At 72.7% G+C, this 24,501-nt stretch carries 28 protein-coding genes; 19 read left to right on the forward strand and 9 right to left on the reverse strand.

All coding sequences use genetic code 11. The annotated features are described in order from the left end of the window. Positions 1-5 precede the first annotated feature (5 nt). Positions 6-743, forward strand: a complete 738-nt coding sequence (locus F0L46_RS03225) for a precorrin-2 C(20)-methyltransferase (protein WP_149815580.1) — start codon at positions 6-8, stop codon at positions 741-743. Next, positions 740-1,501 carry a precorrin-3B C(17)-methyltransferase gene (gene cobJ / locus F0L46_RS03230; RefSeq protein ID WP_149815581.1) on the forward strand — a complete coding sequence of 254 codons (762 nt, stop codon included), beginning with the start codon at positions 740-742 and terminating at the stop codon, positions 1,499-1,501. Before F0L46_RS03225 ends, cobJ begins: the two co-directional genes overlap by 4 nt. On the opposite strand, the gene F0L46_RS03235 is transcribed toward cobJ, so the two are convergent. Next, entirely contained in the window at positions 1,483-2,235 is a 753-nt protein-coding gene (locus F0L46_RS03235; RefSeq protein WP_149815582.1) for a cobalt-precorrin-6A reductase, read from the reverse strand. The genes cobJ and F0L46_RS03235 overlap by 19 nt on opposite strands. On the opposite strand from F0L46_RS03235, the gene cbiE reads away from it, so the two are divergent. From cbiE to cobM, 3 genes are read left to right on the forward strand one after another with little or no spacing between them, the layout of a single operon-like run. Further along, a complete protein-coding gene (gene cbiE, locus F0L46_RS03240) occupies positions 2,234-3,481 on the forward strand; it encodes a precorrin-6y C5,15-methyltransferase (decarboxylating) subunit CbiE (protein WP_149815583.1) in 1,248 nt (415 codons plus the stop codon). The genes F0L46_RS03235 and cbiE overlap by 2 nt on opposite strands. Further along, a complete protein-coding gene (locus F0L46_RS03245; protein ID WP_149815584.1) occupies positions 3,460-3,861 on the forward strand; it encodes a cobalamin biosynthesis protein in 402 nt (133 codons plus the stop codon). The genes cbiE and F0L46_RS03245 overlap by 22 nt, the downstream gene beginning before the upstream one ends. After that, positions 3,858-4,634 (forward strand): precorrin-4 C(11)-methyltransferase, encoded by a 777-nt coding sequence (gene cobM / locus F0L46_RS03250; RefSeq protein WP_149815585.1) that lies wholly within the window; start codon positions 3,858-3,860, stop codon positions 4,632-4,634. The genes F0L46_RS03245 and cobM overlap by 4 nt, the downstream gene beginning before the upstream one ends. A 4-nt stretch (positions 4,635-4,638) precedes the next feature. Here cobM and F0L46_RS03255 read toward each other — a convergent pair whose 3' ends face one another. Continuing rightward, the gene (locus F0L46_RS03255; protein WP_149815586.1) at positions 4,639-5,742 is read right to left on the reverse strand and encodes a cobalt-precorrin-5B (C(1))-methyltransferase; all 1,104 of its coding nucleotides are present in this window, start codon (positions 5,740-5,742) and stop codon (positions 4,639-4,641) included. Positions 5,743-5,792: 50 nt separating this feature from the next. Between F0L46_RS03255 and cobA the strand changes: the two genes are divergently transcribed. The 3 genes from cobA to F0L46_RS03270 are packed head-to-tail and all read left to right on the forward strand — an operon-like array spanning position 5,793 to position 8,370. Then, complete coding sequence (gene cobA, locus F0L46_RS03260) at positions 5,793-6,587, forward strand: uroporphyrinogen-III C-methyltransferase (protein WP_149815587.1); 795 nt, start codon at positions 5,793-5,795, stop codon at positions 6,585-6,587. Next, entirely contained in the window at positions 6,584-7,906 is a 1,323-nt protein-coding gene (locus F0L46_RS03265) for a cobyrinic acid a,c-diamide synthase CobB (protein ID WP_149815588.1), read from the forward strand. Before cobA ends, F0L46_RS03265 begins: the two co-directional genes overlap by 4 nt. 14 nt (positions 7,907-7,920) lie before the next feature. Next, positions 7,921-8,370, forward strand: a complete 450-nt coding sequence (locus F0L46_RS03270; RefSeq protein WP_149815589.1) for a YaiI/YqxD family protein — start codon at positions 7,921-7,923, stop codon at positions 8,368-8,370. A gap of 6 nt (positions 8,371-8,376) precedes the next feature. On the opposite strand, the gene traD is transcribed toward F0L46_RS03270, so the two are convergent. Further along, the gene (traD, locus tag F0L46_RS03275; RefSeq protein WP_149815590.1) at positions 8,377-8,628 is read right to left on the reverse strand and encodes a conjugal transfer protein TraD; all 252 of its coding nucleotides are present in this window, start codon (positions 8,626-8,628) and stop codon (positions 8,377-8,379) included. A gap of 1 nt (position 8,629) precedes the next feature. Further along, positions 8,630-8,884, reverse strand: a complete 255-nt coding sequence (locus F0L46_RS03280) for a hypothetical protein (RefSeq protein WP_149815591.1) — start codon at positions 8,882-8,884, stop codon at positions 8,630-8,632. Positions 8,885-9,098: 214 nt separating this feature from the next. Here F0L46_RS03280 and F0L46_RS03285 point away from each other — a divergent pair, with 214 nt between their 5' ends. Both F0L46_RS03285 and F0L46_RS03290 read left to right on the forward strand, forming a co-directional pair. After that, positions 9,099-9,647, forward strand: a complete 549-nt coding sequence (locus F0L46_RS03285; protein WP_149815592.1) for a L,D-transpeptidase — start codon at positions 9,099-9,101, stop codon at positions 9,645-9,647. A 100-nt stretch (positions 9,648-9,747) separates the two neighbouring features. Beyond that, positions 9,748-10,086 (forward strand): hypothetical protein, encoded by a 339-nt coding sequence (locus F0L46_RS03290; RefSeq protein WP_149815593.1) that lies wholly within the window; start codon positions 9,748-9,750, stop codon positions 10,084-10,086. A 56-nt stretch (positions 10,087-10,142) separates the two neighbouring features. Here the strand turns inward: F0L46_RS03290 and F0L46_RS03295 are convergent, their stop codons facing one another. Both F0L46_RS03295 and F0L46_RS03300 read right to left on the reverse strand, forming a co-directional pair. After that, entirely contained in the window at positions 10,143-10,568 is a 426-nt protein-coding gene (locus tag F0L46_RS03295) for an organic hydroperoxide resistance protein (RefSeq protein WP_149815594.1), read from the reverse strand. Between the two features lie 135 nt (positions 10,569-10,703). Then, a complete protein-coding gene (locus tag F0L46_RS03300) occupies positions 10,704-10,943 on the reverse strand; it encodes a hypothetical protein (RefSeq protein WP_149815595.1) in 240 nt (79 codons plus the stop codon). A gap of 366 nt (positions 10,944-11,309) precedes the next feature. Between F0L46_RS03300 and F0L46_RS03305 the strand changes: the two genes are divergently transcribed. The 3 genes from F0L46_RS03305 to F0L46_RS03315 all read left to right on the forward strand — a co-directional run bounded on the left by F0L46_RS03305 (position 11,310) and on the right by F0L46_RS03315 (position 13,450). Continuing rightward, positions 11,310-11,495, forward strand: coding sequence for a hypothetical protein (locus F0L46_RS03305; protein WP_149815596.1), 186 nt, complete (start codon positions 11,310-11,312; stop codon positions 11,493-11,495). Between the two features lie 102 nt (positions 11,496-11,597). Next, positions 11,598-11,900 (forward strand): hypothetical protein, encoded by a 303-nt coding sequence (locus tag F0L46_RS03310; protein ID WP_149815597.1) that lies wholly within the window; start codon positions 11,598-11,600, stop codon positions 11,898-11,900. Positions 11,901-11,968: 68 nt separating this feature from the next. Then, on the forward strand, positions 11,969-13,450 hold the full coding sequence (locus F0L46_RS03315; RefSeq protein WP_149815598.1) for a mannitol dehydrogenase family protein: 1,482 nt from the start codon (positions 11,969-11,971) through the stop codon (positions 13,448-13,450). On the opposite strand, the gene F0L46_RS03320 is transcribed toward F0L46_RS03315, so the two are convergent. From F0L46_RS03320 to F0L46_RS03330, 3 genes are read right to left on the reverse strand one after another with little or no spacing between them, the layout of a single operon-like run. Next, on the reverse strand, positions 13,447-14,214 hold the full coding sequence (locus F0L46_RS03320; protein ID WP_149815599.1) for an ABC transporter ATP-binding protein: 768 nt from the start codon (positions 14,212-14,214) through the stop codon (positions 13,447-13,449). The genes F0L46_RS03315 and F0L46_RS03320 overlap by 4 nt on opposite strands. Continuing rightward, the gene (locus tag F0L46_RS03325; RefSeq protein ID WP_149815600.1) at positions 14,202-14,963 is read right to left on the reverse strand and encodes an ABC transporter permease; all 762 of its coding nucleotides are present in this window, start codon (positions 14,961-14,963) and stop codon (positions 14,202-14,204) included. The genes F0L46_RS03320 and F0L46_RS03325 overlap by 13 nt, the downstream gene beginning before the upstream one ends. Beyond that, on the reverse strand, positions 14,960-15,979 hold the full coding sequence (locus tag F0L46_RS03330; protein ID WP_149815601.1) for an ABC transporter substrate-binding protein: 1,020 nt from the start codon (positions 15,977-15,979) through the stop codon (positions 14,960-14,962). The genes F0L46_RS03325 and F0L46_RS03330 overlap by 4 nt, the downstream gene beginning before the upstream one ends. Positions 15,980-16,269: 290 nt before the next feature. On the opposite strand from F0L46_RS03330, the gene F0L46_RS03335 reads away from it, so the two are divergent. The 6 genes from F0L46_RS03335 to F0L46_RS03360 all read left to right on the forward strand — a co-directional run bounded on the left by F0L46_RS03335 (position 16,270) and on the right by F0L46_RS03360 (position 24,500). Beyond that, positions 16,270-17,982, forward strand: coding sequence for an ATP-binding protein (locus tag F0L46_RS03335; RefSeq protein WP_240539840.1), 1,713 nt, complete (start codon positions 16,270-16,272; stop codon positions 17,980-17,982). 91 nt (positions 17,983-18,073) lie between these two features. After that, complete coding sequence (locus F0L46_RS03340; RefSeq protein WP_149815602.1) at positions 18,074-18,937, forward strand: MBL fold metallo-hydrolase; 864 nt, start codon at positions 18,074-18,076, stop codon at positions 18,935-18,937. 221 nt (positions 18,938-19,158) lie between these two features. Next, on the forward strand, positions 19,159-21,015 hold the full coding sequence (gene mdoH / locus F0L46_RS03345) for a glucans biosynthesis glucosyltransferase MdoH (protein WP_149815603.1): 1,857 nt from the start codon (positions 19,159-19,161) through the stop codon (positions 21,013-21,015). A 272-nt stretch (positions 21,016-21,287) separates the two neighbouring features. Further along, a complete protein-coding gene (locus F0L46_RS03350) occupies positions 21,288-22,433 on the forward strand; it encodes an inositol-3-phosphate synthase (protein ID WP_149815646.1) in 1,146 nt (381 codons plus the stop codon). 10 nt (positions 22,434-22,443) lie between these two features. Then, positions 22,444-23,352: an HD domain-containing protein gene (locus F0L46_RS03355; protein ID WP_149815604.1), complete on the forward strand. Its 909-nt coding sequence runs from the start codon at positions 22,444-22,446 to the stop codon at positions 23,350-23,352. After that, positions 23,349-24,500 carry a class I SAM-dependent methyltransferase gene (locus F0L46_RS03360; RefSeq protein ID WP_149815605.1) on the forward strand — a complete coding sequence of 384 codons (1,152 nt, stop codon included), beginning with the start codon at positions 23,349-23,351 and terminating at the stop codon, positions 24,498-24,500. The genes F0L46_RS03355 and F0L46_RS03360 overlap by 4 nt, the downstream gene beginning before the upstream one ends. Position 24,501: the final 1 nt, after the last annotated feature.

A 24,501-nucleotide genomic window follows, 5' to 3' on the forward strand; every position in this document is an offset into this window, starting at 1 on the left:
GCGCGATGAGCGACGCGATCCGCCTCTTCGGGTTAGGGTTAGGCCCCGGCAACCCGGACCTCATGACCGTGCGGGCCCGCGGCATCCTGGAGCGCGCCGACCGGCTCGCCCACTTCTGCAAGAAGGGGCGGCGCGGCAACGCCCGCACCATCGCGGACGCGGTTCTCGGCGCGGACCCGGCCCGCGAGATCGCCATGGTCTATCCCGTCACCACGGAGATCCCCGCCGACCATCCGGACTACGCGGCGGCGCTGAACCCCTTCTACGAGGACTGCGCCGCCCGCCTCCTCGCCGAGGCCGAGGCGGGGCGGATCGTGGCGGTGCTCTGCGAGGGCGACCCGTTCTTCTACGGCTCGTTCATGCATCTGTGGCGGCGCCTGCGCGACCGGGTGGCGATCGAGGTCGTGCCCGCCGTGACGGGGATGTCCGGCGCCTGGACGCGCGCGGACGCGCCCATCACCTGGGGCGACGACGTGCTCACGGTCCTGCCCGCGACGCTGCCGGGCAACGATCTCGCCCGGCGCCTCGCGGCCACCGACGCCGCCGTGATCATGAAGCTCGGCCGGCACCTCCCGAAGGTGCGCGCGGCGCTGGGCGAGGCAGGCCTCCTGGAACGCGCCATCTACGTCGAGCGCGCCACCATGGCAGGCGAGCGCGTGGTGCCGCTGTCGGACCTGCCGGAGGACGAGGACGCACCCTACTTCTCCATGATCATCGTGCCAGGCTCAGGGAGGCGCGTATGACAGGCGTCCTCACCGTGGTGGGCCTAGGCCCCGGCGACGCGCGCTGGCTCACGCCCGCGGCCTCGGCGGCGCTCGCGGAGGCGACGGATCTCGTCGGCTACGGCCCCTATCTCGACCGCGCGCCAGAGCGGCCCGGCCAGCGGCGGCATGCGTCCGACAACCGGGTCGAGATCGACCGGGCGCGCTTCGCCCTCGATCTCGCAGCGGCGGGAAACCGGGTGGCGGTGGTGTCGGGCGGCGATCCGGGCGTCTTCGCCATGGCGGCGGCCGTCTTCGAGGCACTGGAGGGCGGCGACCCGGCGTGGCGCGCCATCAATATCCGCGTGGAGCCCGGCGTCACGGCGATGCTTGCCGCCGCGGCCCGGGTCGGCGCGCCGCTCGGGGGCGATTTCTGCGCCATGTCGCTCTCCGACAACCTCAAGCCATGGGAGGTGATCGAGACGCGGCTTCGCGCGGCGCTCGGTGCGGATTTCGTCGTGGCGCTCTACAACCCGATCTCGAAGGCGCGCCCCTGGCAGCTCGGCCGCGCGCTGGCGCTCGCGGCCGAGTTCCGCCATCCCGCGACCCCCGTGATCATGGCCCGCGCGGTGGGGCGGGCGGACGAGGGCGTCCGCGTCGTGCCGCTGGCGCAAGCCGACGCGGCCTCGGCCGACATGTCGACCCTCGTCATGATCGGCGCCAGCACCACGCGGCTCATCGAACGCGAGGGCGCCGCGCCTTACGTCTACACGCCCCGCGTTTACGGGGTGCGCCCGTGACGCTCATCGAGCCAAGCCAGCGCCTCGGTGACAGCCGCCACCTCCGTGACGCCCGCCGGTTTCTCCGGCCGGGCGACGAGCACCACGGGGATGTCCAGCGCCCGGGCCGCCGCGATCTTCGGATAGGTGGCGCCGCCGCCGGAATTCTTGGTGACGAGCACGTCGATGCGGTGCGTTTGCATCAGGGCGCGCTCCGCCGCCTCGTCGAAGGGGGCGCGGTCGCGGATGGCGATGACGTTCGGCACCGGCAGGGCGTCGTCGATGGGCTCGATGGTGCGCACCACGTAGGCATGCTGCGGGGCCGCCGCGAAGGGGCGCAGCTCCAGGCGCCCGACCGTGAGGAAAGCCCGCCGCGGCGCCTCGCCCAGGGCCCGCACGGCGTCCGCCATGGTTGCGACCTCGCGCCAGCGATCGCCGGCCTGCGGCCTCCAGGGCGGACGGCGCAGCGCCAGCAGAAGCACGCCAGCGTCGTCGCAGGCCTTGGCCGCGTTGTGGGACATCACCGCCGCAAACGGGTGCGTCGCGTCGATGACGGCTTCCATCCGCTCATCGCGCAGGAACCGCGCGAGCCCCTCCGGGCCGCCGAAGCCGCCGATGCGGGTCGGGATCGGCAGGTGGCGCGGCTCGCTGGTGCGGCCGGCAAGCGACAGCAGCGGCTGAAAGCGGCCCTGCCCGGCGAGCGCCCTCGCGAGCCCCGAGGCTTCCGTGGTGCCGCCCAGAATAAGGATGCGCATGAACGCCTTGTCGCCGAAAGCTGACGTGGAGTCGAGCGCCGCCCGCCCCTGGCTCGCCATCGTGGGCGTGGGCGAGGACGGGCGCGCGGGGCTTTCCCCCGCCGCGCTCCGCGCTCTGGAGACCGCGACCTTGGTGGTGGGCGGCGCGCGGCATCTCGCGCTCGTCGCGCCGATCGCGGCGCCGACGCTCGCTTGGCCCTCCCCGATCGCGGACGGCTACGGCGCGATCCTGGCCCGGCGCGGCGAGGCCGTGTGCGTGCTCGCCACGGGGGACCCGTTCAATCATGGCGTCGGCGCGGAGCTCGCCCGCCTGATCCCGGCGGACGAGATCGTGTGCCATCCGGGGCCGTCCGCCTTCACGCTCGCCGCCGCCCGCATGGGCTGGTCGCTGCCCGAATGCGCCTGCGTGAGCCTGCACGGGCGGGCCCTGGAGCGGATCATCCCCCTGCTCCAGCCCGGTGCCCGCCTCCTCGCCCTGTCCTGGGACGGCACGACGCCCGCGCGGCTGGCCGCGCTGCTGGACGAGCGCGGCATGGGCGGGTCGAAGCTCACCGTGCTGGAGGCCATGGGCGGGCCGCGCGAGCGGGTGCGGACGGCGGACGCGGCGGGCTTCGCCCTCGGAGACGTCGACCCGCTCAACACGATCGCGCTCCAGGTCGAGGCGCCTCTGACGGCGCGCGTCGTAACCCTCGCGCCGGGGCTCGACGATGCCTGGTTCGCCAATGACGGCCAGCTCACGAAATCGGAGATGCGTGCCATGACGCTGGCCGCCCTGGCGCCGCGCGCCGGCGAGCTCCTATGGGACGTCGGCGCGGGGGCGGGATCGGTCGCCATCGAATGGTGCCTGAGCCATCCCCGCAATCGCTGCCTTGCGATCGAGGAGCGGGCCGAGCGCGCCGAGCGGGCGCGGGGCAACGCCCTCCAGCTCGGCGCGGTCGGCGTGGAGGTCCGCGTCGGCCAAGCGCCGGGGGCCCTGGCCGATCTCCCTCCGCCTGACGCCGTGTTCATCGGCGGGGGCGCGCACGAGGCGGGGGTGTTCGAGGCCTGCTGGGGCGCCCTGAAACCCGGCGGACGGCTCGTGATCAACGCCGTCACCCTGGAGACGGAGGCGCGGCTCGCCGCGCTCCATGGCGCCTATGGCGGCCTCATGCGACGCATCGCGCTCTCGCGCCTGGAGCGGGTCGGCTCCATGCACGGCTGGCGGGCCGCGATGCCTGTGACGCAATGGCTGGTGACGAAGCCATGATCGTGGCGGGCGTAGGATTCAGGGGCGGCGCGGGCGCGGACGAGATCGTCGCGCTCGTGGAGCGCGCGCTCGCGCTCGCCGCAGCGCCGCGCGGCGACCTCGCCCGCCTCGCCACGGTGCAGGCGCTCGCCGACGCACCCGCCTTCCAGGATGCCGCCCGCCGCCTCGCGGCGGCGGGCCTGGGCGTCGACGAGATTGCGTTGCAAGGAGCCGACGCGCGGGTGCTGACCCGCTCGGAGCGCTCGCTCAAAGCCCACGGCGTCGGCTCGGTGGCGGAAGCCGCGGCCCTCGCTGCCGCCGGCTTCGGGAGCACGCTCCTTCTGGCACGCATCTCCTCTCCCGCCGCCACCTGCGCGCTCGCACGGGGGAACCTCCCGTGACCGTGCATTTCATCGGCGCCGGTCCGGGCGCCCCCGATCTCATCACCGTGCGGGGCCGGGCGCTCATCGAGCGCTGCCCCGTCTGCCTCTATGCGGGTTCCATCGTTCCGTCCGACATCTTGGCCTGGTGCCCGCCCGGCGCCCGGCGCATCGACACGGCTCCCCTCGACCTCGACGCCATCGTGGCGGAGTTCGTTCGGGCGCACGAGGCCGGGGAGGACGTGGCGCGGCTCCATTCGGGGGACCTCTCGGTGTGGAGCGCCATGGGCGAGCAGCTGCGCCGCCTCGACGCGCTCGGCATTCCCTACACGATCACGCCGGGCGTCCCCTCCTTCGCGGCGGCCGCTGCAGCGCTCGGGCGCGAGCTCACCGTACCGGAGGTGGCGCAGTCGGTGGTGCTCACCCGCACCACGGGCCGCGCCTCAGCGATGCCCGAGACCGAGACGCTCACGGCCTTTGCCGCGACCCGGGCGACGCTCGCGATCCATCTCTCGATCCACGTGGTGGAGCGGGTCGCCGAGGAGCTGATCCCCGCGTACGGCGCCGATTGCCCCGCCGCCGTGGTCTGGCGCGCCTCGTGGCCCGACGAGCGGGTGATCCGGGGAACGCTCGGCACGCTGGCGGGGCTGGTGCGGGCGGAAGGGTTGGAGCGCACGGCGCTGATCCTGGTGGGCCGTGCGCTCGACGCGGGTAGCTTCCGCGACAGCGCCCTCTACTCGACGGATTACGACCGGCGCTTCCGCCCCCGCGCCGGAGGACCCTCCGATGGGTGAGACCCTATCCGATCGGATGCAGCGGCACCCGGCCCTGGAGAGCCCCGGCCCGGTCGAACACAGCCACCTCGAGGGCTGTGTCCGTGCCGGCGAGCGCCTTGGCCGCCGTGCGCCAGGCGTGCTGGGCCACCACGTCGGCGAGCGGCAGGCCGAGGCGCGCGGCGCTCTCCAGCACCTCCAGCGCCGTGTTGGCGCCCCGCGCCGCCGCGACCGCGTCCGGGTCGCCCCCGGCCTCCCGCAGGCGCTCGGCGAGCCAGTCGAGATCCACGGCGCCCGCCCGGGAATGGAGGTCGAGCATGCCTTGGCCGAGCTTCGCCATCTTGGCGATGCCTCCCGCCACCGTGACCCGGGGCACGGGGTTGCGGCGCAGATATTTCAACATGCCGCCCGCGAAATCGCCCATGTCGATGAGCGCGTGATCGGGCAGCCCGTGCAGGGCCTGGACGGCGGCCTCCGAGGTGGAGCCCGTGGCGCCCGCCACATGATCAAGCCCCACCGCGCGGGCCACGTCGATGCCGCGATGGATGGAGTGGATCCAGGCCGCGCAGGAATAGGGCACGACGACACCCGTGGTGCCGAGCACGGAGAGCCCGCCCACGATGCCGAGGCGCCCGTTGAGGGTGCGCCGGGCGATCTCCTCACCGCCGGGGATGGAGATCTCCACCACCACGTCGCGAGGGCCGCCGATGGCGCTCGCCGCCTCCTCCAGGTTCTCGCGGATCATCTGGCGGGGCATCGGGTTGATGGCGGGCTCGCCGGGCGGCAGGGGGAGGCCCGGGCGCGTCACCGTTCCGACGCCAGGGCCCGCCCGGAAGCTGACCCCGGTTCCCGGCGCGCCGGCCCGCACGGTCGCGATCACAAGGGCGCCGTGGGTGACGTCCGGATCGTCGCCTGCGTCCTTCACCACGCCGGCCCGCGCGCCCGCGGGCGCGGCCTCCGTTTGCGCGAGCGCGAAGGCAGGCCGCGCGCCGCCGGGGAGCACGATCTCGACGGGGTCCGGGAACTCCCCCGTGCGCCAGCCGAGATACGCCGCCTTGGCGGCCGCCGTGGCGCAGGCGCCCGTGGTCCAGCCGCGGCGCAACTCTCCGGGGGGTTTTTCGCTCTCCATTCCCCCACATATAGTCGGCCCGTCGCCGCAGGTCATGGCCGGAGGCTCGCTTGACCCCGCTTTCGCGGTATTCCCCCCCGTTCGCGCCCGGCACCGTGTGGCTGGTGGGCGCGGGTCCCGGCGATCCCGGGCTCCTGACGATCCATGCCCTCAACGCGCTCGCCGCCGCCGACGTGGTGGTCCACGACGCGCTGGTGGACTCGTCCGTCCTGTCGCTCACCCGGGAGGGCGCGGTGCTCGAATTCGCGGGCAAGCGCGGCGGCCAGCCCTCGGCGGCGCAGGCCGACATCTCGGAGCGGCTGATCGCGCTCGCGCGACGGGGCCTGCGGGTCCTGCGCCTGAAAGGAGGCGACCCCTTCGTGTTCGGGCGCGGGGGCGAGGAGGCGCTGGCGCTCGCCGAGGCGGGGATCCCGTTCCGCATCATCCCCGGCGTGTCGAGCGGTCTCGCCTCGCTCGCCATTCACGGCGTGCCGGCCACGACGCGGGACACCAACCACGCCGTCATCCTCGCCACGGGCCATTGCGCGGCGGACGGCTCCACGGACTGGGCCGCGCTCGCCCGCACGGGCGCACCGCTCGTCCTCTACATGGCGGTGACAAACCTTCCTGAGATCGTCGAGGCCCTGATCGGCGGCGGCCTCCCCGGCGCGACCCCCGTCCTCGTGGTGCACGGGGCGACCACCGCCCGGGAGCGTGTGGTCGAGGCGACGTTGGAGCGGCTGCCGGCGCTCGCACGCGAGGGCGCGATCCGCTCCCCCGCCGTGGTGGCGGTCGGCGCTATCGCGGCGTTCCGCTCCGCCATCGCCAACCACCTCCTGGAGTTCGGCGCGGAGGCCGCCCAATGAGCGGCGCGCCGGGCCTCCTCGTCGCGGCCCCGAGGTCCGGCTCAGGCAAGACCACGATCGTGCTGGGCCTCCAGCGCGCGCTGGCGCGACGGGGGCTTCGGGTGGCGGGCGTCAAATGTGGGCCGGACTATATCGACCCCGCCTTCCACGCCGCCGCCACGGGGCGCCCGAGCCTCAACCTCGACAGCTTCGCCATGAGCCCGCCGCTGCTGGCGGGCCTCGCGGGCGAGGCGGCGCGCGACGCCGATCTCGTCATCGCGGAGGGCTCCATGGGGCTCTTCGACGGCATCCGGACCGAGCCCGGGCGCACGGGGGCGAGCGCCGATGTTGCGGCGGCGCTCGGCTGGCCGGTGGTGCTGGTCCTCGACGTGTCGGGCCACGCCCAGTCGGCGGCCGCCGTGGCCCTGGGCTGCGCATCCTATGATCCCCGGATCCAGGTCGCGGGCGTGATCCTCAACAAGGTCGCGAGCGAGCGCCACCGGGGTCTCGTGGAGGACGGCCTGCGGCGGGTCGGGATTCCCGTGCTCGGCGCCTTGGCGCGCGACACGGCGCTGACGCTGCCTGAGCGCCACCTCGGCCTCGTCCAGGCCGTCGAGACGACGGGGCTCCAGGCGCATCTCGACCGGCTCGCCGACGCGGTCGAGCAAGCGGTCGACCTCGATGCCGTCGTGGCGCTCGGACGTCCGACACCCGGCGCGGCGGGCGAGGCCTCCGGCGCGCTCGCCCCGCCAGGGCGGCGCATCGCGCTGGCCTCCGACGCGGCCTTCTCCTTCGTCTATCCCCACGTGCTCGCCCATTGGCGGCGGATGGGCGCCGAGGTCCGGCCCTTCTCGCCCCTCGCCGACGAGGCGCCGCCCGCCGATTGCGACGCCTGCTGGCTGCCCGGCGGCTATCCCGAGCTGCATGCGGGCCGCATCGCGGGCGCGGCGCGGTTCCTGGAGGGCCTGCAGGCGTTCGCCGCCACGCGCCCCGTCCATGGCGAGTGCGGCGGCTACATGGTGCTCGGGCGGAGCCTCCAGCACGCGGACGGGACGGTGCACGACATGGCGGGGCTCCTGCCCGTGGAGACGAGCTTCGCCCGGCGCCGGATGCATCTGGGCTACCGGGTGGCGCGCCTCCTCCATGACGGCGCCCTCGGCCCCGCCGGCACCGCCCTCGTGGGTCACGAGTTCCACTACGCGAGCGTCACCAGTCCCGATCCCGAACGGGGCGAGGCCCTCGCCGAGGTGACGGACGGCGAGGGCAAGCCGCTGGGCACCGCCGGGCACCGGCTGGGATTCGTCACCGGCAGCTTCTTTCACGCCATCGCCCTGCGCTGACGAGGGGGTCCGCCATGACCACGATCTATGTCGACGCCGATGCCTGCCCCGTGAAGGACGAGGTCTACCGGGTGGCCGAGCGCTACGGGCTTGCCGTGTTCGTGGTCTCGAACAGCTGGATCCGGGTGCCGCGCGTGTCCTGGATCACCCTGACGGTCGTGGAGGCGGGGGCGGACGCAGCCGACGACTGGATCGCCGAGCGGGCCGTCGTTGGCGACGTGGTGATCACGGCCGACATCCCCCTCGCCGAGCGCTCGCTCAAGGCGGGCGCGCAGGCGCTCCATCCCAACGGCAAGGCGTTCACGGCGCAGAACATCGGCAGCGCGCTGGCCTCGCGCAGCATCGGCGAGCACCTGCGCTCGATGGGGGAGATCACCCGCGGCCCTGCGCCCTTCACGGCGGCGGACCGCTCGCGCTTCCTGCAGGCGCTCGACGCGGCGGTGGGCCGCGCCCGGCGCGCATAGAGTTTGTCAGGCCCGTTCCCGCTCGGAGAGGCGGGCGAGAACGAGGCCGTCGTCGAGGCTGTCGCGGGCCCGGAGCCGCCACTCGGCGACGAGCGCCTCTCGCCCGGCCCCGCATAGCCGCTCGACCGCCTCCAGCAGGACGCCAAGGACCGCCCCGCGGTCGCCGTCCACCGCGGCGAGCACGCCGCTGCGCTCCACCAAGAGGCCGAGCTCCATCAGCCCGCGGGCGCGCCCGGTCGGCTCCTCGGCGCCCGGCACCTCAGGCCGCCTTCGCGGTGAAGAGATCGTCGTCCGAGGCCGCCTCGAGGGATTGTCCGGACACGATGCCCGCCGCCGCGATCAGATCGAAATAGCTGGTCTCCAGCTCCGCGAGCGTTTCCTCCGACGGGTCGGGGATTTCGCGGGCGTGGCGCGCCACGGCCTCCTGATGCCGCTCCAAGGCGGCCGCCAGATCGCGGCAGGCCTGGACGAGGCTGCCTTCGGGCGCCGGGCGGGTCTGGTCGTGAGCCGTCATGAACGCTCCCTCTCGCTGCATCTCGTCAGGGCTACAAACGCAAACGGCCACGCTTTCGTTGCAGCCCAGCGTCACGAATCCCGCCTCACCTAGCGGAAACAGGTGGGATTCGTCCTCTGGAATTCGCCTGATTTGCCCGAAGCGGCCGCAAACCTTAAACCGCACCCCAGACGCCGGCGCCTCGACGCGCCGCACCCACGATCTGGAGAACGATATGCTGCGGCTCGCCGCCCCCCTGGCTCTCGCCCTCGCGCTCGGCTCGACAGCGGCGAACGCCGCCCCCAGTCCCTTCCGCGACTTCTTCAGCATGTTCGAGCAGCAGGCGGTGCCGCGTCAGGTGGTGGCGTTCAACGGCCGCTACGCTCCGGGCACCGTGGTGGTCTCCACGAGCCAGCGCCGGCTCTATTACGTTCTGGGTAACGGCCAGGCGGTCCAGTACGGCGTCGGCGTCGGCCGCGAGGGCTTCGCCTGGTCGGGCGCCAAGACCGTGACCATGAAGAAGGAATGGCCGGACTGGCGCCCGCCGTCCCAGATGCTCAAGCGCCGCCCCGACCTGCCCCGCTACATGGCAGGCGGGTCCGACAACCCGCTCGGCTCGCGCGCCCTCTATCTCGGCTCCTCGCTCTACCGCATCCACGGCTCCAACGAGCCTGAGACGATCGGCGCCGCCGTGTCGTCGGGGTGCATCCGCATGACGAACCGCGACGTGCAGGACCTCTACGACCGGGTGCGCGTCGGCACGAAGGTCGTGGTGATCCGCTAGATGGCGCACGGCCCCGGTCGAACGGGCCGGGGCCTGGGGCGTTGACCCACGCGGCAGATGGAACGGGCAGGCCGCTCCCCTATGTCATTGTGAAGCAGTCGTGCGCGTTTCCCGGTCGGACGTTTCGGACATCACCCGCAGCATCGCGGTCCTCGAGGAGAAGATCGACGAGATCGCCCTCGAGAGCGGGGTCGAGGGCCATCGTTGCGTCGACGTGGAAGGCGCGCTCGGCGCGCTCCCCTTTCCGGCGCGGCGCCGAGCGAGCCTCATGCTCCAAGCCGCCCAGGCCCAGGCGGAGGCCAGCGCCAATCGCGCCATGCTCACAGCCGCCTCCTACATGCTGGCGCTCGCCCAGGAGGTCTGGACGGCCCGCGCCGACAACGACGACGGCTTCCCGATGCCCAGCGCCGGCCTCCCGCGCGGCATGCGGCGGAACTGACGCGCCGAGCGACCGGGATCGGGCGCCCGGGAGAGCGCCCGCCCCGTCTCGCCGGTTCAGGCGACGGTCAGGCCGACATCCACGTTGCCGCGGGTGGCGTTCGAATAGGGGCACACGTGGTGCGCCTTCTCGACCAGCGCCTGCGCCTGGGCGCGTTCGATCCCGGGCAGCGAGACCGTGAGGTCCGCCGTAATGCCGAAGCCGCCCTCGGAGCGCGGGCCGATGCCCACCTTCGCGGTCACGGTGGCGTCGTTGGGAACGCGCACCTTCTCCTGCCCGGCCACGAACTTCAGGGCGCCGAGGAAACAGGCCGCGTAGCCCGCCGCGAAGAGCTGCTCCGGGTTGTTGCCGTCGCCGCCCGCCCCGCCGAGCTCCTTCGGTGTCGTGAGCCGAACGTCCAGCGCGCCGTCGGCGGTGGTGGACCGGCCGTCACGGCCGCCATTGGCGGTGGCTTGCGTGGTGTATTTCACGTCGACGGACATCGGCTCTCTCCTGATCGCTGCTTCGGACCGCCGGCCATCCGGCCGGCACGCGATTTATATAACGCGTTATTAAATCGTGCGCAATATAAATCGACCCGAGCAAGGGCATGCCGGCGCTCGCTGGGATGGGTTATGTCAGTGCAACCGGCGCCGTGCGCCGGCCACGCGCGGAGCGGGTGTCGGTACCGCGCCGTCGGCGGAGAGCGCGTCGAGCTTCGCCTGGAGCGCGGGCAGCATCGGGTGATTCGCGTCGAGCCGACGCAGGCGCTCCATGGCCGACGCGAGGTCGTAAGCCTGTCCGCCATCCGCAAGCTGATCGGCCGCGGCGTAGACAGCTTCGATGTAGTTCAGGACAGTATCGTCTCGTTCTGGCACGTCGGCACTCGCGGCAACGGGTCCGAATCGAACCCTTGCAAGGCAAAGAACCGCCCCGCACGTGAGGAGCCTGTCCCTGATATCCCAAGGGCAGTCAAGTTCGGTGCCACGCGCAAGGATGGCTCTTTCGTCGGATGCTGTCGTCAACCATGAGCGTGTGGACCGCCGACTTGCCGGCTTTGCGTCGACAGCTCGACATCCGCATGATGACTTGACCGTTACGCGCGGGCGCCGGGAGAGCGGAGGGACCGGTGCCCCTCGCGACAGGTCGTCGCGGGCGGGGACTGCCGATACCCGACTTAACATACTTTAATTTGAGGTCTGGCCGCTCGGGCTCCTATGGTCCCTCTCACAGGGGAATAGCCGATGAGCGGTGACGGGGACGTGGGATCGAGCAGAGCGCGTCGCCTGCGCCGCAGCGCCGAGGAGACGCGCACCGCCGCGCAGGACACCCGGCCGCGATACCGCCGGCTGCAGAAGCAGGCGCTCGCCGACCAATACGAGAAGCTCGCCGAGAAACTGGAGGCGTCCGCCTCCCACGAGCCGGACTGACGCGCCGGTCGGCACCGGCTCTCCTCCATCTGGCGGATGCCCCAGCGGAACGAACGCCCCTACCCTTTCCGGTGAGATTTCCTCGCATCCCGGAGAGCGGCCATGATGGGCACCGACGCGCTGGACCTGATCGGCTTCGCGGCGGCCGGGATGACCGTGATCACCTTCGCGCAAAAACGCATGCTGCCCATGCGCCTGTCGGCGGTAGGCGCCAACGTGCTGTTCATCGCCTATGGCTTCGCGGGCGGCTTCTACCCGATCCTGCTCCTCCACCTCGTCCTGATCCCCATCAACCTCACGCGCCTCCTCGGGACGCTGCGGCGCAGCGCCCGCCTGCCCTCGCCGCAGGCGCCGCTCATGGAGGATTGGCGGCCGGACGACGCGCGGCGCCCGGCGACGCCTTGAGCGCCGCCCTCGCGCCCACCGCGGCCGCGGGCTAAGGTCCTGCCACCGCGCACGACCCGAGACCGCCGATGCCCTCTCGCTTGACCCTCCGGGGCCTTGCCGATCTCCCGCAGGAGGTCGCCCGGCCATCCTACGATCACGGGGCCCTGCGGCCGGGGATCCTCCATCTCGGCGTGGGCAACTTCCACCGCGCCCATCAGGCGGTCTATCTCGACGACCTGTTCAATGCCGGGCGCGACCACGACTGGGCGGTCATCGGCGCGGGCCTGCGCCCCGCCGACCGGGCCATGCGGGACGCGCTGGCGGGCCAGGACTGGCTCACGACCGTGGTGGAGCTCGAACCCAAGGCGAGGCGGGCGCGGGTCGTGGGCTCCATGATCGATTTCCTGCCCGTCGCCGAGAATGGACAGGCGATCGTGGCGGCCCTCGACGATCCCGCCATCCGCATCGTCTCGCTTACCATCACCGAGGGCGGCTATTGCATCGACCCGGCGACGGGCGCCTTCGATCCAACCCATCCCGAGATCCGCCACGACGCCGCGCACCTGGACGCGCCGCGCGGCGCCTTCGGCGTGCTGGTCGCTGCCCTGCAGCGGCGGCGGGAGCGCGGCCTCGATCCGTTCACGGTCCTGTCCTGCGACAACCTTCCGGAGAACGGGCACGCCGCCCATGACGCGGTGGCGGGGCTCGCCGACCTCGTCGATCCCGCCCTCGGCGAGCACGTGCGCCGGTCCGTCGCCTTTCCGAATGGGATGGTCGACCGGATCACGCCCGCCACCACGGACCGCGAGCGCGCCCGGGTCGCGGCGGAGTTCGGGATCGCGGATGCCTGGCCCGTCACCTGCGAGCCCTTCCGGCAATGGGTGATCGAGGATCGCTTCCCGGCCGGGCGCCCGCGCCTGGAGGAGGCAGGCGTCACCTTCACGCCGGACGTCGCGGCCTACGAGCTCATGAAGATCCGCATCCTCAACGGCGGCCATGCGGCGCTGGCCTACCCGGCGGCGCTCCTCGGCCTCAGCCTCGTCCACGAGGCCATGGCCGACCCGCTCGTGCGGGGATTCCTCGACCGTCTGGAGACGGAGGAGATCATCCCCTGCGTCCCGCCTGTGCCGGGGGTGGATCTGGCGGCCTATTGGGAGGCGGTGGCGCGCCGCTTCGAGAACCCGGAGATCGGCGACACCGTCGCCCGCCTCGCCATGGACGGCTCGAACCGGCAGCCGAAATTCATCCTGCCCTCCACCCGCGACCGGCTCGCCTCGGGCGCAGGCGTGACGGGCCTCGCCCTCGTCTCGGCCCTGTGGTGCCGGGCCTGCGCCGGCACCACCGATGCGGGCGAGCCGCTGGCGGTCGAGGACGCGCGGGCCGAGCGCCTTCGCGCCGCCGCCTGGGCCGCACGTAACGATCCCCGGGCGTTCCTCAGCTTGCGCGAGGTGTTCGGGGACTTGGAGGAGGCGCCCCCCTTCCGCGCCGCCTTCGGGCAAGCCCTCGGGGGCCTGTGGCGCGACGGGGTGCGGGCGACGCTCGCGCGGTACGTGAACGACGGCGTCTAAATCGCTGCGCCGTCGACGAGACGCTCCTCGTCGAGGCTCGCCCGAACCGCACGCGACGCCCGCTGGAGGCCGAGCCCCGCGCGGTCCCGGGGGTGGGGCGTCTCGATGCGGTGGGTGGCGACGATGCGGCCGGGGCTGCCGGCCAGAACGACGATCCGGTCCGCCAGATAGGCGGCCTCCTCGATGTCGTGGGTGACGAAGAGGATGGTCCGCCCCGTGGCGGCCCGCACGCAGATGAGCTCGTCCTGGAGCGCCTCCCGGGTGATGGCGTCGAGGGCCGAGAACGGCTCGTCCATGAGGAGCACGTCGGGCTCGACCGCGAGCGCCCGGGCCAACGCGACCCGCTGGCGCTGGCCGCCCGACAGCTGGAACGGCCAGCGCTCGGCGAGGTCCGCGAGGCCCACGACCTCCAGCGCGGCGCGGGCACGGCTGCGGCGCTCGGTGCGGGACAGGCGCATCTTCTCCAGGCCGAAGGCGGCGTTGTCGATCACCCGGCGCCAGGGCAGCAGCCGCGCGTCCTGGAACACCAGCGCCACGGCGCGCCGCCCGGGCTGCGCCGGCGCGATCTCGACCGTGCCGCCATCCCCCGTCGCCAAGCCCGCCAGGACCCGCAGCAGGGTCGACTTGCCCACGCCCGAGGGGCCGACGAGGGCCACGAACTCGCCGCGGCCGACATCGAGGTCGAGGCCTTCCAGCACCCTCGTGGTCCGGCCCTCGCGATTGAAGGCGAGCGAGAGATCGCGGATCGTGATCACGCTTTCCATCGCAGCCACCATCCCTGAAGGGCCATGAACGCGCTGTCGAGGAGGCCGTAGAGCGCCGCCATGGTGAGCATGTAGACCACGACGATGTCGGTCGCGAGGAGGGTCGAGGCCTGCATCATCCGCTGGCCGAGGCCGGCGACCCCGAAGATCTCGGCCGCCACCACCGCCATCCAGGCCTGGCCGATGGCGGTGCGCACGCCCACCAGGATGCCCGGCGTCGCGGCGGGCAGGAGCACCTTGACGAGGCGCTCCGGTCCGGAGCGGAAACCGAAGGCCTCCGCCACCTCGACGAGGTCTCGGTCGACGGCGCGGATGGCGCCGTGGGTGGCGAAGAACACGATCCAGAACACCCCGATCGCGATGATGAACAAAGCCGCCGAGGGGCTGACCCCAAACCAGATGATCGCGAACGGGACCCAGGCGAGGCCGGGCACCGGTCGCAGGACCCGCACGATCCAGGACGTGGCCCGCTCCGCCGCCCGAACCATGCCCGTCATGATCCCGAGCGCGACGCCGAGCCCGACGCCCGTGAGGAGCCCCGCCACGTAGTGCCCGAGGCTGTTGCCGATCGCGATCGTCCACTGGCCCGAGCGCCACTCGCGGAGGAACGCGGCGGGGATCTCGGAGGGCGGCGGCAGGAACGCCGCGTTCACGAGCCCCGCCCGCGGCACGGCCTCCCACAGCGCCAGGAAGGCGACGAGCCCTGCGAGCGGCAGGACGAACGCGTCGAGCGTGCCGGTTCGTCTCACCGGGCGACCGCGCGCTCGTAGAGGCGGGTGTCGAACAGGCCGTCGAGGGGCACCTCCTTGTCGAGGGCGCCGATCGAGACCTGATAGCGCTGCATGGCGGCGGTCGCCTCGACGATGACGCGCGGGTCGGCGACGAAGCGGGAGGCGGGCGAGGTGAGCGCGGCGCGCAAGGTCGCCGCATCGACGAGGCCGCGGCCGAGCGACGCCTCGAGCTGCGGCGCCACCCGGTCCGGCGCCTCCAGAATGCCTGCCACGGCCCGTACCGCCGCCGTCACGAGCCCCTGGGCGCCCTCCGGGTTACGCTGGAGAAAGGCTTGCGTGAGCGCGATCACCGTGCCGGGCTGGCTCGGGAACATCTCGCCGCCGAGCGCGAGGAGGCGGATGGACGGGTCACGACGGGTCACGATGGTGACCGCGGGCTCGCGCATCACGCCGCCCTCCACCGCGCCGACCGCGATCGCCTGCTGGGTGGCGTCGATACCCATGGGCACGACCGTCACGTCCGCCTTGTCGGCCTTCACCACCTCCCACAGCCAGTGCTGGAGCGTGGTGTTGGGCACGGAGCCGAGCGGCTGGGTGGCGAGCCGCGCGGGCGCCCCGGCGGAGGCGCGATAGCGCCGGAAGGCCTCCGCCTTCGGCAGGTTCGGCTCGAAGAAGCGGGCGAGCTTGCCGCCTGCGACGAAGACGTTCTCCTCCACCGCAGTGGCCGCCACGACCTTCACGTCGATGCCCCGGGAGCGGGCGACGCCGAGCGGCGCGACGCCCGCCACATAGACGTCGAGGGTGCCCGAGGCGAGCGCCTGGATCATGTTGGGCCCGGACTCGAAGGTGGTGATCGTCGGAGCGAGCCCCGCCGCCTTGAGCCAGCCCTCTCGCTCGGCCAGGTAGATCGGCGCCGCCGCGAGAATCGGGATCACGCCGATGCGCATCGGCACGGCTGCGGCTTGCGCCCGCACGGCGGGGGCAGCCAGGGCAACGAGGCCTCCGGCGACGAGGGAGCGGCGTGACATCCACATGGCGAGGGGTCCGGTTCGGGCGAGGTCGATAGGCCTGAGATAGAAAATGTTTCTCGGGAGCCGCAATCTCGTGCCGGAAATAAGAACCCTGTTCTACCGGGAACGCCCGCCGCGACAACCGGCTTTCGTCCAGCTGGCATGATGGAGAACCGCGTTCCCTCGTGCCGGCGCGCCGTCCGCCCTGCCCGCCTTTGCGGAGTCTTTACGCCTGCGTGCAACCCTGCGCTCGGGGTTCGGGCCAGGGGGTTGTAGTGGGCGTCGGGACAGTTGCAGGGCCGGTGATCGGGCATGTGGCCGCGACCACGGGCGTCCGGCTCGTCGTTGAGCTCCGCGCCAGCGGAACCGCCGCCCTCAGCGTGGGCGAGATGGTCGGGATCCCGCTGCCCGAGACCACCGTCATCGGCATCGCGACGGAGCTGTCCGGCCAGGGGACGCCCGCCACCTGCATCGTCAACCTGCTAGGCGAGATCCGCGACGACGGGCGGCACGGGCCGACGCTCATCCGGGGCGCCGCTCAGCTCCCGAGGCTCGGCCAGGCCGTGCTCGCGCTCACGCGGGAGGAGCTCGCCTCGCTCTTCAGCCTGCCCGGCGCGACGGGCATGCGCATCGGCGACCTGCACCAGAACGCGGCGATCGGCGCCTATGCCCGCATCGACGACCTGATCACCAAGCACTTCGCCGTCCTGGGCTCGACGGGCGCCGGCAAGTCGAGCGGCATTTCCGTGCTGGTGGGCGCGATCCTCGACGCCAAGCCCGATCTGCGGGTGTTCTTCATCGACCCTCACAACGAGTACGGCTCCTGCTTCCACCCCCGCGCCGACGTGCTGCGGCCCGCCAATCTCCGCCTGCCCTTCTGGCTGTTCAGCTTCGAGGAATTCGTCGACGTGCTGTTCCGGGGCCGCCCGGGGGTCGACGAGGAGATCGACATCCTGGCCGAGCTCATCCCCGCCGCGAAGGCCGCCTTCGCGGCCTCGCGCGCGTCGCACGACCGCTCGGCCCTCAAGCGCATGGACGCGAAGGCGGCCGGCATCGGCCCCGACACGCCGATCCCCTACCGCCTGGCCGACCTCGTGGCGCTCATCGAGGAGCGGCGCGGCAAGCTCGAGAACCGGGCGCTGGTGTTCAACTACACCCGCCTCCTCAACCGGATCGAGACGGTTCGCCTCGACACCCGCTACGCCTTCATGTTCGACAACGCGAATGTCGGCGGCGACACCATGGTCGACGTCATCGGCGAGATCTTCAAATATCCGGGCCGGGGCAAGACCGTCACCGTGATGCAGCTCGCGGGCTTCCCCTCCGAGGTGGTGGACTCGGTGGTGTCGGTCCTGTGCCGCATGGCCTTCGAGATCGGCCTGTGGAGCGACGGCGCGCTCCCCATGCTCCTCGTCTGCGAGGAGGCGCACCGCTACGCGCCCGCCGATCGCGGCCTCGGCTTCGGTCCCACCCGCAAGGCGCTCTCCCGGATCGCGAAGGAGGGGCGCAAATACGGCATCTATCTCGGCCTCGTGACGCAGCGCCCGGCCGAGCTCGACCCGACGATCCTGTCCCAGTGCAGCACCGTCTTCGCCATGCGCCTGATGAACGACCGCGACCAGGCCATCCTGCGCGCGGCGGTGTCGGAGGCCGCGGGCGGGCTCCTCGGCTTCCTGCCGTCGCTGGGCACCCGCGAGGCCTTCGGCTTCGGCGAGGGCATGCCGCTGCCCATGCGCATCCGCTTCTCCGAGCTCCCCGCCGCCCGCATCCCGCGCAGCGAGGCGACCGGCCTGGACCACGCAGCCGGCGCGGCCATCGACCGCACCTACATCGCCGGCATGGTCGAGCGCTGGCGCGGCGGCGGCGTGCGCCCCCTGGGGCTCGACGAGGGCCCGACGGCACCGATCGGCGAGAGGCCGACCGCGCCCCTCATGCCCGCGCAGGAGCGCCCGCCCGTGCTCGACGACGGCGTCCTCGCGCCCGGGGCGCGCCCCTGGTACCCCTCCATCCGCTCCGGCTCGCGCTGACGGATCGCCGGGGCCCGCCTTGACGGCGGCGGGGGAGCGGACATCTCACCCCCTCCGCCCGCCCCAAGGGTCCCATCGCGAGCGACGCGCCATGCCCGGCTATCTCCCCTTCGCCGACGCCCTGAAGCTGCCGGCGTTCTGCTGCGAGAATTGCGGCTTCTGGCAGCGCCGGTCCGACCGCCCCCGCGACTGCCCCATGTGCGCCGACGCCCGGCACGTGATGCCGCAGGGCCCGTTCGAGTTCCTGGACGTCGCCGAGAAGCAGGCCCGTTCGCCCATGCACTGGACCGAGGTCGAGAGCGGCGTCTGGCGCTTCTGGAACGACCCCGTCACGGGGATTGGGCCGAGCGCCTACCTGATTGCCGGGCCTGACGGGAATCTCCTGTTCGAGGGCGGCGCGGTGTTCTCGCTCGAGGCGCTGGCGCACATCGAGGCGCTCGGCGGCGTCGCGGTGGCATCCGCCTCGCATCCCCACAGCTACGGCGCCCTGTTCCAGATCCAGGACCGGTTCGACCCGGAGGTGGCGCTCCACCCGGGCGACCTCGCCTGGACGGGCGCGCTGCGCGTCACATGGCCCTTCGACGACAGCCTGGAGGCGATGCCGGGCCTCACGCTCCATCTCACCGCGGGCCATTTCGACGGGCACGCCGTCCTCCACGACGCCCGCAGGCGGATCTTGTTCTGCGGCGACGCCCTCAAGTTCGAGCTCGACCCCGCGAACCCGCGCCGCGCCCTCACCATCTCGGCCCACAAGGCTTTCGTGCGCGGGGTGCCGCTCACCCCCAACGAGCTGCGCCGCTATCGCGCGGTATTCGCCGCCCTCGACTTCGAGCAGACCTGGACACCCTTCGAGCAGGCGGCGAACAGCGGGCGGCGGGAGGTCCTGGCCCTCATCGATTCGATGCTCGCGACCCGGCCCCACGCGGCGCCGGTCCCCTTGAGCAGCCTGGGCTGACCGCGCGGCCCGCGCGACACGCGGTCGCGCGGCAGAGGCGGACGCAGCGCGGCCGGAGCGGCCGCACTTCCAACAAGTCGTTGCAACATCTTGATTTTCCGCCTTCATGAGGTGCGTCGGGCCGTTCGGTCGCAGAGGTCGGCTGCTCTTGCCGCCCCGCAACGGTCGCGCCTCTAAAACTTTGCCGGGTCGTTCCACGGCCGGTGCTACGGAAGGCTCCTATGTTCCTGACCTCGTCGCAGCCGAGCGCGCTCGCCGCGCGCCGTGCCCTTCTCCTCGTGCCCTCCCTGCTCGGCGCGCTCGGCGTCGCCTGGCTCTCGATCGAGATCTACGGGCGGGCCGAACGGGGCGTGCTCGACGCCGTCCTCGTGGCGCTCTTCGTGCCGCTCATGGCGTGGGAATGCTTCGTGGTCTGGCAGCTGGTGCTCGGCTTCAGCGCCTGGGCCGCCTCGCGCGGGGCCATGACGGCCCTGGAGCGGCGCGCGCTGAGCCTCGCGCCGGTCGCCACGGGCCGCAGCCGCACGGCGGTGCTCATCCCGATCTTCGTCGAGGACGCCGAGGCGGTCTTCGCGGGCGTGCGGGTCATGGCCCGCTCCCTGCGCGCCACCGGCCGCGCTGACGACATGGCGATCCATGTCCTGAGCGACACGGGCGACCCCGGCATCGCCGCCGAGGAGGAGCAGGCGCTTGCCGCGTACCTCGCCTGGGCGGGAGACCAGGAGGGCCTGCCGCCCGTCCATTACCGCCGCCGCACGCGCAACGAGGGCCGCAAGGCCGGCAACATCGCCGAGTGGATGGAGCGCGCGGGCGATGCCTTCGACTTCATGATCGTGCTCGACGCCGACAGCCTCATGTCCGGCCGCACCATGCGCCGCCTCGTGCGGCTCATGGAGGAGATGCCCGACGCCGGCATCATCCAGACCGTGAGCTACGCCACGGGGCGCCAGACCCTCTTCGCCCGCATCCAGCAATTCGCCGTGCGCCTCTATGCGCCGCTCGCCCTGCGCGGGCTCGAGTTCTGGCAGGGGCCGGACGGGAACTATTGGGGGCACAACGCCATCATCCGGATCGCGCCCTTCCGCGAGCACTGCAAGCTGCCCGTGCTCCCGGGCAAGCCGCCCTTCGGCGGCGAGATCCTCTGCCACGATATCGTCGAGGCGGCGCTCATGCGCCGGGCGGGCTACGGCGTCCACCTCCTGCCCGACATCGACGGGACCTGGGAGGAGATGCCCACCAACGTCATCGACCTCATGGGCCGCGAGCGGCGCTGGTGCCAGGGCAACCTCCAGCACGCGGGCGTCCTGCGCATGCCGGGGCTCAAGCCCGCGAGCCGCGCCCATATCCTGCTCGGCATCGGCGGGTATCTCACGGCCCCGCTCTGGTGGGCCTTCCTGCTCGTCGGCGCCGTGCGGGCCGTGACGGCGGACGAGGGCGGGGGCCTCGGCGTGCTCGCCTACGGCCTCACCGAGACCGGCTGGGCCGCGACCGCGCTGGTCACCGTCGCGGCGCTCCTCATCGGTCTCCCCCGCGTCCTCAACCTCGCCCGCGCCCTCATCGAGGCGCCGGCCCGGCGGGGCTTCGGGGGCGTGCGGCGGCTCCTCGCGGGAGCGACGATCGAGCAGGTGCTCTGGGTGCTGCTCGGGCCCGTCCTCTCCCTCGTGAATTCCGGCTTCGTCCTCACCACCCTCATGGGCCGCGTCGTCGCCTGGGATTCGCAGCCGCGCACCGACCGGCTCGTGCCCCTGTCCGAGGCCTGGGCGCGGCTCGGCTGGACGGTCTGGGTGGGGCTTGCCCTCGCGGCCGCGGCGCTCACGGTGGGCGGCTGGTACGGGCTCTGGATGGCGCCCACCGCGCTCGGCCTCATCCTGGCGCCCGTGATCGCCTCGCTCCTGAGCCGGGTCGACCTCGGGGTCGCGTCCCGGCGCCTGGGCCTCTTCCTCACGGCCGACGACACCTGCGCGGCGCCGGAGCTCCAGGACCTGCGCCGCTTCACCGGCCCCGGCGCCGCGCCGGCCTGGGACGGGGACGCAACTATGTCGCAGGGCGCTCCCCTCGAGGGCGCGGAGGAGCGCCCCTGAGCGGCGCGACGGATTTAACCTGCGCTAAGATGTTGAATGAACGTACGAAGCTCCAGCCTCGGCGGCGCGCGCCCCTGAGCGCCGGCGGGTCGGGCTGTCCCATTCTGCGACAGCCTGCCACGGCCACGCTGGGCAACTGACGCAAGGGAAGCCGCGTTCGAGCCGCGGACCAGAACAGGCCCCGCCGCAAGTGGGCCGATCTCTGCGAGCTTCAGGAGCAACCCGTGATTCAGGCCAATCCGAAAGACCGTCTCGGCGTCGCGATCGTCGGGATGGGGGGCGCCGTCGCGACCACCGCCATCGCCGGAATCGAGATGATCAAATCCGGCGCCAATCGCTTCGACGGTCTGCCCCTGGCCGACGTGGCCGTGCCCGGCCTCTCCCATTACCGCGACCTCGTCTTCGGCGGCTGGGACCTCAATGGCGAGGACCTGGGCTCCGCCGCGCAGGAGCACGGCGTGCTCTCCCGCGACGAGCTGAACGATGGCGCCTCCGCCCTCAAGTCCATGCGCCCCTGGGCGGCGGTGGGCAACGAGCGCTTCTGCCGCAACATCCAGGGCCGGCACCTCATCGCGGCGAAATCGCACCGCGAGGCCGTCGAGATTATCGCCGCCGACCTGGCGCGCTTTCGCAAGGAGTCGGATGCCGAGCGCGTCGTGATGCTCAACCTCGCCTCTACCGAGGTGTGGCCCGACCTCTCCCTGCCGGTGCTCGCCACCGTGGAGGCGTTCGAGCGCGGGCTCGACGAGAACGATCCCGCCATCGGTCCCGCCATGCTCTACGCCTACGCGGCCATCACGAGCGGCGTGCCTTACGCGAACTTCACCCCGAGCGTCGCGGCGGACGTGCCGGCGCTCATCGAGCTCGCCAAGCGCCGCAACGTCGGCGTCGCCGGCAAGGACGGCAAGACGGGCCAGACCTTCATGAAGACCGTAATCGCGCCGGCCCTGCGCGCCCGTTCGCTCCACGTCGACGGCTGGTTCTCCACCAACATCCTCGGCAACCGCGACGGCCTCGCCCTCGACGATCCGGCCTCCCTGCAATCGAAGCTCAACACCAAGGGCTGCGTGCTGGAGCAGATCCTGGGTTACCCCGTCGAGGACCACCTCGTCGATATCCGCTATTACCGCCCGCGCGGCGACGACAAGGAAGCCTGGGACAACATCGACATCACCGGGTTCCTCGGCAAGCGCATGCAGATCAAGGTGAACTTCCTGTGCAAGGACTCGATCCTGGCGGCGCCGCTCGCCATCGAGATCGCCCGCGTCATGGGACTTGCCGACCGGCGCGGCGAGGGCGGCGTGCAGGAGCAGCTCGGCGTGTTCTTCAAGGCCCCGATGGTGGCGAACGGGCACCCGCCGGAGCATGCCTTCCACGTCCAGGAGCAGATGCTGGCCGACTGGCTCAACAAGCACTGAGGGGCCCGCCATGGGCGCCTCGCCCGGTCTCGTCCCGCTCCTGAAGGAGCTCGGCGACCTCAAGCGCATCCGCTCCGCCGGGGCCCCCGGCTCCATCGCCGAGCGCCGCTTCCGCGCGGCGTGGGGTGCCCTCGTGGCGGGCGCCGACCCGGCGGTCGTCATGGAGGCCACCAACGCCGCCTGCCTCGCCGCCGCGCGCCTCGGCGATCTCGATGGGCCGACGCTGCGGTTGCTGGGGCTCACGTTCGAGGAGAGCGTGTCGGTGCTGGAGGGGGCGCTCGCCGAGGTGAGCGCGCCCCTCTCCTCTCCGGGCGGGCGGGGAGAGGCGTTGATCGCCCGCCTGCGCGCAGCTCTCGCCCGCGAGCTCCCTGTCGGCGCCCCGCCGCCATTCGTCGAGGCGCTGGCCCGGCAGCCCCGCGCGGGCGTCACCTGCCCCGGCAAGTCGCGCATCATGCTGGAGCCGCCGGAGAACCATGCCGAGCACTGCCTGATGGTGGCGGTCTACGGCGTGATCCTCTCGCCGTTCTACGACGCCGACCCGGAGACCGTCTTCCTGGTGGGCCTCGCCCACCATCTCCACAACGCGGCGATGCCGGATTCAGGCTTCACGGGCGAGATGCTGCTCGGCGACCATCTAGAGCCCGTGATGGCCCGCGCCACCGCCCGGGCGCTCGACGAGCTGCCGCCCGCCTTGCGCGCGACCGTCGAGCGCGCCCGCGCGATCCTGCCCGACGCCGACACGCCCGAGGGGCGAGCCTTCCACGCCGCCGACGTGGCCGATCGCGTCCTCCAGATCGCGCAGCACCTCGCGGCTGCGAGCCTCACCATGGACGTCGTCCTCGACGATATGGAGCTCGTCCACGATGGCCCCGTGAAGGCCTTCCACGACGGCGTGCTGCGGGAGCTCGGCCTGGCATGAGCGCCCTCCTCTGCCCCGTCAGCGGCGCGCCCCTGCGCCAGGAGGGCCCGCACGCGCTGGCTGGCCCCGCCGGCCGCTGGCCCGTCGTCGACGGCATCCCCTATCTGCGGGTCGGGCGTGAGGCGTTGGTCCGGGACACGCTTGCCGCCCTCGACCGCGGCGATACGGAATCAGCCCTTCTCCTCCTGCTCGCCGACCAGGACGATTGGTGGACCGGCCCCGCCCCCGACGAGGCGGACCTGCGTCGTCTGGTGCGAGAGCGCTCGCGTCTCACCCTGCGCGACGCGCTGACCCTCCTCGCCTTCGGCCGCGTCGGCGACTACTTCGTCCACCGCTGGAGCGACCCGACCTACCTGGCGGGCCTCGCCCTTCTGGAGGCGCACCGGGGCGAGGAGCGGACCGCCTTCGAGCTTGCCTGCGGCATCGGGCATTACCTGCGCGAGCTGCAATTGCGCGGCCTGGAGGCTGGCGGCGCGGACGTGGTCTTCGCCAAGCTCTGGATCGCGCGCCACTGGGTGCTCCCCCGCCCCGCCGCTCTCGTCTGCTTCGATGCCGGCGCCCCCTGGCCCGTGCGCCCGCGCGCCGACCTCGCCCTGTGCCACGACGCCCTCTACTTCCTCGAGCCGAAACCTGAGATCGTGGAGCGCCTGCGCGAGATCGCGGGCGAGACGGGCTGGTTTGCCGTGGGCCACGTCCACAACCGCGAGAATCCCGGCTTCTCGGCCGGCGCCGCGATGACGGCCGCGGAGGTGGCGGTTCTCCTGCCGGACGCGGTGGCCTATGACGACGCCGAGCTCACCCGCGCCCTCGTCGAGGCCCGCGCACCCCGGCCTCGACCGCTGGGAGAGCTGCGCGCCGTCGAGGCCTTCGCCCTCGCGGCCGGGCCTGGCCTGAAGCGGGAGCCGCGCGCCCTCACGGGCGGCCTCATCCTGCCGCCGGATGGCGCTCCCCTCGTGCGCAACCCGCTCTACCGCGATGGCCCCCGAGGTCCGGAGATCGCCTGGCCGTCCGAGCGCTACAAGGCCGAATACGCGGCGAGCGCCACCTATCCGCCCCGCCCGCAGGCCCCGGCTCGCGCGGTGGCGGGGCCCGCCGTGGAGGCGCTCGCGCGCCGGCGCGAGCTCGTCGCCCTGCCGGAGCGGTGGTAGC

The sequence above is a fragment of the Salinarimonas soli genome (assembly GCF_008386575.1).
In the GTDB taxonomy this organism is placed as follows: Bacteria; Pseudomonadota; Alphaproteobacteria; order Rhizobiales; family Beijerinckiaceae; genus Salinarimonas_A; species Salinarimonas_A soli.